Source organism: Rhodococcus sp. 06-221-2 (genome assembly GCF_002258365.1).
GTDB lineage: Bacteria > Actinomycetota > Actinomycetes > Mycobacteriales > Mycobacteriaceae > Rhodococcoides > Rhodococcoides fascians.
Genome location: NZ_NOYJ01000017.1, coordinates 41017 through 48699 on the forward strand (window position 1 = coordinate 41017; position 7683 = coordinate 48699).

Sequence of the window (7683 nt, forward strand, 5' to 3'; positions counted from 1 at the left end):
CCGTTCTAGAGGTGCGGTAGCACCTTGTCCAGGGTGATCGGCAGGTCGCGGACTCGGACGCCGGTGGCGTTGTAGACCGCGTTGCCGATGGCTGCCGAGGAGCCCACCGCACCGATCTCACCGATTCCCTTACCGCCCATCGGTGCGAGCTCGGTGTCGACCTCTTCGATCCACACGGCCTCGAGATCGGTGACGTCCGCACAGGCCGGGATGTGGTACTCGGCGAGGTCGTGGTTGGCGAAGCCGCCGAATTCGTGATCGACGACGCCGCTCTCCATCAACGCCATTCCGAGTCCGAACGTCATGCCGCCGATGAGCTGCGACCGGGCCAGCCGTGGATTCATCACCTTGCCGATGCCGAACACACCCAGCATCCGGCGCACTCGTACTTCGCCGGTGTCGACGTCGACTGCCACCTCGGCGAACTGGGCACCGAACGCCATGCGCGCCAACTCTTTCTGGGCTTCGACGTCGTCGGTTGTATCGGCCTCGGCGGAGTTACCCGGCTGCAACGGTCCCTGGTCCCGCAACGCGTTACAGACCTTGGTGACCGCCCAACCCCAGGAGGAGGTGCCCGAGGATCCACCGGCACCGGGGGCCTTGGGCAGAGCGCTGTCGCCCAATTGCAGCGTGACGGCATCCGCATCGACCTCGAGCGCATCGGCGGCAATCTGTCGCAGCACGGTCCGCGCACCGGTTCCGATGTCGGATGCAGCGACGGACACCGTGATCGTGCCGTCCTGCTCGACACGCGCCGCCGCGGTACTCGGCGAGATCAGCACCGGGTAGCTCGCTGTCGCGACGCCCATTCCGAGCAAGACATTGCCTTCTCGGCGTCGGCCCGGCGTGGAGTCTCGACGATCCCAGCCGAATTTCTCGGCACCCTCGCGCAGGCACTGCACCACACTGCGGGAGCTGAACGGATTCCCACTCGCGGGATCGACGTCGGGTTCGTTGCGGATCCGGAGCTCGATCGGATCGATTCCGGTGGCCGTTGCCAATTCGTCGATCGCCGTCTCGACGGCAAACATGCCGGGTGCCTCACCCGGGGCTCGCATCCAGCGCGGGGTGCCGACATCCAGCGACGCGAGCCGATGCGTTGTGGCGCGGTTGGGCGAGGCATAGATGTGCCGGGTCGATTCCGACGTCTGCTCACAGAACTCGAAGATCGTGCTCGTCTGTTGGAAGGAATCGTGAGCGATGGCCTGCAGCCTGCCACTCGAATCCGCACCGAGGCGAACGTGATTGAGGGTCGGGGTGCGGTATCCGACGACATCGAACAGGGCCTGCCTCGGCAGAACCAGCTTGACGGTCTTGCCGGTTGCTCGCGCCGCCATCGCAGCGAGAACTGCGTTGGGCCGAGTACTGCCCTTCGCTCCGAAGCCTCCGCCGACGTTCTCGGCAATCACGCGAACATTCGCGGGTTCCAGTCCGAACGCCGTGGCAAGATCCCCCTGAACTCCCGACGGTGCCTGCGTCGAATCCCAGACCGTGAGTACACCATCGGACCATTGAGCCGTCGTGGCATGCGGTTCCATCGGACTGTTGTGCATCGGAGCCGTCGAGTACCAGTTGTCGACGACGTGCTCGGCCGTCGTCAATGCAGCGTCCGGATCACCGACCGTGACGTCGGTGGGGAACCCCGCGTTGACGGACTCGGGCGCATACAGCGAGCTGTGATCGGCGCTCAGGGTGTTGTCGGGTGAGCGAACGTCGGCGTAACGCACCTGTACTCGGGCAGAGGCCGCGCGGGCATCCTGGAGGGTGTCGGCCAGAACGACGGCCACGATCTGGCCGCGGTAAGCAACGGAATCCGATTGCAGCACATGCAGTTCCGCATCTTCCACCTCGCCCAGCTTCTCGGCGTTGCCGTGCCACAGGAGCGCGTGGACCGCCGGGCCCCCGTCAGCGAGTTCGACGTTCTCGACCGTCCCGACGGGAACCGTCGCGGGCACGTACCAGGCGTACACCTGGCCGGCGATCGGCGGCTGCTCGGCGGCGTAGCGCGCTCGGCCGGTGACCTTGTCGACGGACTCGGTGCGCTGAATCGACCGGCCGATCGATGCCGTCATGACCGATCTCCCAACTCTTCGTGTGTGCCCAGCTCTGCCAACTCCGTCAGCGTGCGCGTCACCAGGTTCGTGACCAGCGGAATTTTGAACGCGTTGTCTCGCAACGGCTCTGCTGCGTGCAGTTCCTCGGTGATCGCAGCCCGGAACGACGCCTCGTCGGGAGCGGTTCCGAGCAAAGCATGTTCGGCGGTTCGGGCCCGCCACGGTCGGTGCGCGACGCCGCCCAGCGCGATCGCCACCCCACGTACGATTCCGTCCTCGACGTCGAGCACAGCGCCGATCGACGCGACCGCGAACGCGTACGACTGCCTGTCCCGTACCTTCCGATACGTCGAGACAGTGCCGTCGGCAGCCTTCGGAATTTCGATGGCGGTGACGATCTCGTCTCGGGCGACAGTGTTGTCTCGCGTCGGATCATCGCCGGGCAATCGGTAGAACTCGTCCATCTCGAGTTTCCGTTCACCGTCGACTCCGCGAACGACGATGCGCGCGTCGAGAGCCGACAGCGCGACGGCCATGTCGGACGGATGCGTCGCCACGCACGACGACGAGGCTCCGAGGATGGCGAGGTTTCGATGCTCGCCGTTACGTGCCGGACAACCCGAACCGGGTTCGCGCTTGTTGCACGGCTTGGATGCGTCCATGAAGTAGACGCATCGGGTGCGCTGGAACAGGTTTCCACCGGTGGTGGCCATGTTGCGTAGCTGGCCCGAGGCCCCGGACAGCACTGCCCGCGAGAGCACCGGATACCGCTGGCGGACAACCGGATGCACCGCGAGATCACTGTTGGACACCCCGGATCCGATCCGCAACGCTCCGTCGTCGGCGACGTCGATGTCGTGCAGCGGCAATCGCGTGACATCGATCAACGCCGATGGTGCCGCCACACCCAGCTTCATCAGATCGACCAGATTGGTGCCGCCACCGAGCAACATCGCGTTCTCGTCCCCCGCCAGGCGTTCGAGAGCGTCGTCGACCGCAGTGGCGGTTCGATAATCGAATGTTTTCATGACGCGTCCTGCACTGCGGGAACGATGTTCGCGTACGCACCGCAGCGGCACAGGTTGCCGCTCATGCGCTCGCGCACTTCGTCGGAGTCGAGTTCGACATCGGTGGCCTCGAGGTCTTCGGTGACCGCACTGGGCCAGCCCTGTTTTGCCTCCTCGATCACCGCGACCGCCGAGCAGATCTGCCCGGACGTGCAGTACCCGCACTGAAAGGCGTCACGATCGACGAAAGCCTGCTGTACGGGATGCAGAGTGTCGCCGTCGGACAGTCCCTCGACGGTGGTGATCTCGCGCCCGACCTGCGCGACGGCGAACGTGAGGCAACTGTTGATTCGCCGGCCGTCGACCAGGACGGTGCAGGCACCACACTGACCGTGGTCGCACCCCTTCTTGGCCCCGACGAGATCCAGGTTCTCGCGAAGTGCGTCGAGCAGAGTGGATCGAGTGTCACAGTCGATCTCACGATCGGTTCCATTGACACGCAGAGTGACGTTGGTCATGCACGTGCGGATACCCGGGGCCTGAGCCACCAAACGCTCGAGCCCGCGGGTCTTGCGCGGAACTTCGTAGCAGGCTACGAAGTTCCGCGCACGTGGTGCTAGCGCTTGCCCTTGAACTTTCCGCCGCCGCGCGGCCCGCCACTGCGTCCGGGAGGACCGGAGTCGGGCTGCAGCTGAATCAACACGCCGCTGATGCGGGTGCGGCGCAGCGCCTCGACCGTCTCGTCGGCGAGGTCGGCAGGCAACTCGACCAGCGAATGGTCGGGACGAATGCTGATGTGCCCGAAGTCGCTTCGACGCAGACCGCCTTCGTTGGCGATGGCACCGACAATGGCACCGGGAGCGACGTGATGACGCTTACCGACGCTGATGCGGTACGTCGCCATTTCCTGGCCGGTCTTGCGGTGGTGCGAGCTGGCCGCATCCTCGTCGAACGTCCGCGGTGGCCGCGGCTCCCGAGGCTCGCGGGGTGCCCGCGGCGGGGCAGGCGGCTCGGGCTTGAGCAGGAAGGCTTCGCCGTCGCGCGACTGGATGGCCAGAGCTGCTGCGATATCGACCAGCGGCACGTCGTGCTCGCGCTCGTAGTCCTCGATGAGCCGGCGGAACAGCGCCAGATTCTCGTTGCCGAGGCTCTCGGTGATGGAGTCCTTGAACTTCGTGACGCGCTGCGCATTGACGTCGTCGACGCTGGGGAGCTGCATCTCGGTGATCGGCTGCCGCGTCGCACGCTCGATGGCCTTGAGTAGGTGACGCTCGCGGGGCGCAACGAACAACAGGGCCTGACCGGCGCGACCCGCGCGGCCGGTACGGCCGATGCGGTGTACGTAGGACTCGGTGTCGTGCGGGATGTCGTAGTTGATGACGTGCGAGATGCGGTCGACGTCGAGACCACGAGCCGCAACGTCGGTGGCCACCAGAATGTCGATCTGGCCATTTTTGAGCTGGCCGATGGTGCGTTCGCGCTGTGCCTGCACGATGTCGCCGTTGATCGCGGCGGCGGAGAATCCCCGTGCGCGCAACTTCTCGGCGAGCTCTTCGGTGGCCTGCTTGGTGCGCACGAACATGATCATGGCCTCGAACTCTTCGACCTCGAAGATTCGAGTGAGCGCCTCGAGCTTGCGCTGATGGGCCACCTGGACGTAGCGCTGCGTGATGTTCGGTGCCGTCGACGTCTTGGTCTTGACGGTGATCTCCACCGGGTCGTGCAGGTACTGCTTGGAGATCTTGCGAATCGCGGCCGGCATCGTGGCCGAGAACAACGCGACCTGCTTGTATTCGGGAGTGTCGGAGAGGATGCGCTCGACGTCCTCCTGGAACCCCATCTTGAGCATCTCGTCGGCCTCGTCGAGCACGAGGTATTCGAGCCCGGAGAGGTCGAGTGTGCCCTTCTCGAGGTGGTCGATCACACGGCCCGGGGTTCCGACGATGATCTGGGCACCCTTGCGCAGGCCGGACAACTGGATCCCGTACGCCTGACCGCCGTAGATGGGCAGAATGTGCAGACCCGGAATGTGGGTGGCGTACTTCCCGAACGCCTCGGCCACCTGCAACGCGAGCTCGCGGGTCGGTGCCAGCACCAAGGCCTGCGGCGTCCGACGCGAGACATCGAGACGAGACAGGATCGGCACCGCGAACGCGGCGGTCTTACCCGTTCCGGTCTGCGCGAGGCCGACGACGTCGTTCCCCGCCATCAACGGCGGGATGGTGGCCGCCTGGATGGGCGACGGGCTCTCGTATCCGACGTCGCGCAGGGCCTTCAGGACCCGCTCGTCTATTCCGAGATCGGCAAAAGTGATGTCGTCATCCGCTGTCGAAGAAGACTCACCTGCGTGGACGGGAGGGGACGAACTCGTCTCGTCAGACGTCACGGCGGCATCCTGATCAGATTCTGAAGTGCTCATATACACCCGAGTTTAGTACCTGCCCGGCCCCCGCGACTCCTTCTGCGCTGATCAGGTGACGAAAACAGCGGTGATGGGGGCACGCACACGCGGCCCTGCGAGGGCGACCCGACGGAGACACACGACCGGACACCGTTATGTTGTACCCCGAGTCACACTCACCTCCCCCGAAAAACGACCGAAAATTCACAAAGCGGACAACCTCGGTGGTGCGTTACGGACTCGGGTGTGATGAAATGCACAACTACCACGCTATTTATCCGTAAGGGGTCCAGCAGTGCGCGAATATTCTGTGCCGGCGTCATTCACCATTCCCGACGACGCATCCATGGCCGACACCGTCTTCCGGTACCAGAAGGAATCACCGAACTTCGTCCCGTTCCAGCGCCTGGTGAACGGCACCTGGACCGACGTCACCGCGGGTCAGTTCGCCAAAGAGGTCACCGCCGTGGCCAAGGGCCTGATCGCGTCGGGCGTCGAACTCGGCGACCGCGTCGCGATCCTCAGCGCGACCCGCTACGAGTGGGTCGTCCTCGACTACGCCATCTGGACCGCCGGCGGGTGCACCGTCGCGATCTACGAGACCTCGTCGCCCGATCAGGCCCAGTGGATCCTCGAGGACTCCGCTACCAAGCTGCTCGTAGTCGAGACCGCAGCGCACGTCTCGAACCTGAAGGACGTCACCGAGGGTGCCGCCGAACTGCGCGAGGTACTCCATATCGACGGCGGAGCCATCGACGAACTGACCACCCGAGGCGCGGGAATCAGCGACGAGGACGTGCACACCCGTCGACACCAGGTCACTGCCGCCTCCCCCGCGACACTGATCTACACCTCGGGCACCACCGGCCGCCCCAAGGGTGTGCAGCTGACACACGCGAACTTCTACGCCGAGGTCCAGGCCACCCAGATCGCGCTGCACGACTCCATGCGCGAGGGCAACCGCACCTTGATGTTCCTACCGATGGCGCACGTGTTCGCCCGCGCGGTGTCGTTCGGCTCGTTTGAGTCGAAGGTGACCGTGGGCCACACCTCGGACGTGTCGACACTGGTGGATCAGTTCGCCGTCTTCAAGCCGAACTTCATCCTGTCGGTGCCGCGCGTGTTCGAGAAGGTCTACAACTCGGCCAAGCAGAAGGCACACGACGGCGGCAAGGGCAGCATCTTCGACAAGGCCGCCGCGACGGCCATCGAGTGGAGTGAAGCCCAGGAGAAGGGCGGCGCAGGCCTGGTGCTCAACCTCAAGCACACGGTCTTCGACAAGCTCGTCTACTCCAAGTTGCGAGCTGCCCTCGGCGGTAACTGCGATCGTGCGGTCTCGGGCGGTGGCCCCCTCGGCGCTCGCCTGGGCCACTTCTTCCGCGGCGCGGGCGTCCCGGTCTACGAGGGCTACGGACTGACCGAGACCAGCGCGGCCGTCACCGTCAACACCACCAAGGAACAGCGCGTCGGCACCGTCGGCAAGCCCATCGACGGTCACGCGGTCAAGGTCGCCGAGGACGGCGAACTGCTGCTCAAGGGCCCGGTGGTGTTCAGCGGCTACTGGCACAACGAGAAGGCCACCGCCGAAGCGATCGTCGACGGCTGGTTCCACACCGGCGATCTGGGGTCGATCGATCAGGAAGGCTTCGTCTCGATCACCGGCCGCAAGAAGGAAATCATCGTCACCGCAGGAGGCAAGAACGTTGCCCCCGCGGTGCTCGAGGACGCGCTGCGCGCCAACGCGATCATCAGCCAGTGCCTCGTCGTCGGTGACGCCAAGCCATTCATCGGTGCGCTCATCACCCTCGACCCCGAAGCGATGCCGGGCTGGCTCGAACGCCACAACCTCGCTGCCGACATCCCGTTCTCGGAGCTGTCGAAGAACGCCGACCTCGTCGCCGAAATCGACAAGGCCGTGGCCGAGGCCAACAAGAAGGTCTCCAACCCCGAGCAGATCAAGAAGTACACGATCCTCGAGAACGACTTCACCGTCGAGACCGGTGAGCTGACTCCGACGATGAAGCTCAAGCGCAACATCATCCACACCGAACGTGGCAGCGACATCGAGGCCATCTACTCGTAGATCTCCCAGCACGAGTGCCGAAGGGCCCGACGCGAGCAAGGCGGGTTCTAACGATCCCCGCAACACCCTCGATTTGAGGGAGTTGCGGGGATCGTGGCATGTGCTGGGTTGAAGGTGCGGTTTTTCGAGGCGTTGGAC

5 protein-coding genes are annotated in these 7683 nt (G+C 64.9%); 1 reads left to right on the plus strand and 4 read right to left on the minus strand.

Annotation, left to right across the window (positions count from 1 at the left end; genetic code table 11):
• Positions 1-5: 5 nt before the first annotated feature.
• From CH281_RS10085 to CH281_RS10100, 4 genes are all read right to left on the minus strand, one after another.
• Positions 6-2072: a xanthine dehydrogenase family protein molybdopterin-binding subunit gene (locus CH281_RS10085; protein ID WP_094694051.1), complete on the minus strand. Its 2067-nt coding sequence runs from the start codon at positions 2070-2072 to the stop codon at positions 6-8.
• Positions 2069-3082 (minus strand): FAD binding domain-containing protein, encoded by a 1014-nt coding sequence (locus tag CH281_RS10090; protein ID WP_094694053.1) that lies wholly within the window; start codon positions 3080-3082, stop codon positions 2069-2071. The genes CH281_RS10085 and CH281_RS10090 overlap by 4 nt, the downstream gene beginning before the upstream one ends.
• On the minus strand, positions 3079-3579 hold the full coding sequence (locus CH281_RS10095; RefSeq protein ID WP_094694065.1) for a 2Fe-2S iron-sulfur cluster-binding protein: 501 nt from the start codon (positions 3577-3579) through the stop codon (positions 3079-3081). The genes CH281_RS10090 and CH281_RS10095 overlap by 4 nt, the downstream gene beginning before the upstream one ends.
• A 98-nt stretch (positions 3580-3677) precedes the next feature.
• Entirely contained in the window at positions 3678-5480 is a 1803-nt protein-coding gene (locus tag CH281_RS10100; RefSeq protein ID WP_032364895.1) for a DEAD/DEAH box helicase, read from the minus strand.
• 277 nt (positions 5481-5757) lie between these two features.
• Here CH281_RS10100 and CH281_RS10105 point away from each other — a divergent pair, with 277 nt between their 5' ends.
• On the plus strand, positions 5758-7545 hold the full coding sequence (locus CH281_RS10105; RefSeq protein ID WP_179274162.1) for an AMP-dependent synthetase/ligase: 1788 nt from the start codon (positions 5758-5760) through the stop codon (positions 7543-7545).
• The last annotated feature ends 138 nt before the right edge of the window (positions 7546-7683 follow it).